The sequence below is a fragment of the Psychromonas antarctica genome, assembly GCF_022267535.1.
Taxonomy (GTDB): Bacteria; Pseudomonadota; Gammaproteobacteria; order Enterobacterales; family Psychromonadaceae; genus Psychromonas; species Psychromonas antarctica.
Genome location: NZ_JAHNZV010000259.1, coordinates 1 through 983, shown reverse-complemented (window position 1 = coordinate 983; position 983 = coordinate 1). Strand labels below are relative to the sequence as shown.

General features: G+C 36.3%; 1 protein-coding gene. It reads left to right on the top strand.

Features of this window, described 5'->3' with window-relative positions:
• The first annotated feature begins 92 nt into the window (after positions 1–92).
• Positions 93–878, top strand: coding sequence for a DEAD/DEAH box helicase family protein (locus KSO91_RS17370; RefSeq protein ID WP_238744270.1), 786 nt, complete (start codon positions 93–95; stop codon positions 876–878).
• Positions 879–983 lie beyond the last annotated feature (105 nt).

Here is a 983-nt window from a genome sequence, read left to right as displayed (position 1 = left end):
CAGACGGTTGTCGATTTTTTTACGCAAGTCATGCAAATGGATAACTTTACTTTGCGGCAAGAAGCCCTAGAATGAGGGATGGTTCACTTTTATTGGCTAAAAATGAACCCCGAAACTTGAGTTATAATAAACAAAAATTATTATCTAAAGCACATAAAACCATATTTATTGAATCTAAAATATCGCCAAATTCTATGCAGAAAGAAGCGTTAGACAATATTAATACTTTGAGAAATAGTGGAGTGACGAAAGCTCTTCTTATTTCAGCAACAGGTACAGGTAAAACCTATTTATCAGCCTTTGATGCACAGGCATTTCAACCAAAACGGTTATTGTTTGTAGTGCATCGCGGCACTATCGCACTCAAGGCATTAGAAACATTCCAGAATGTTTTTGGAACGGATAAATCAATGGGAGTATATTCTGGATCCCAGCAAGAGCTGGGTAAAGATTTTTTGTTTGCTACCGTGCAAACTATTTCCAAAAAAAGCCACTTAGAACAATTTGCTAAAAATCAGTTCGACTACATCATAATTGATGAGTCTCATCGTTCTGGGGCTGATTCATATAAACGGCTTCTCAAATATTTCCATCCGCGATTTTTATTAGGAATGACGGCTACTCCTGAAAGAACTGATGGTGAGGATATCTTTAGTTTATTTGACCATAATATAGCTTATGAAATTCGCTTAAATAGAGCGATGGAAGAAGGTATGTTAAGTACCTTTCATTATTATGGAGTTACTGATCTGATTATTGATGGTGTAAGACAAGAACATACACGAGACTTTGCATTTCTTGCATCCCATGAAAGAGTCGAAAATATTATTAAACATGCTCGCTTTTATGGTTCAGATGTAACTACTCAGCAGGGGTAAATATATTTGGTAGCATATCATTTAACAATAGAGCAAGAGCTGTGGAACCACTGACACCCTGCTTTTTACAGCTCGATAAGTAACTTCTCAGGCCAAAAAACATCT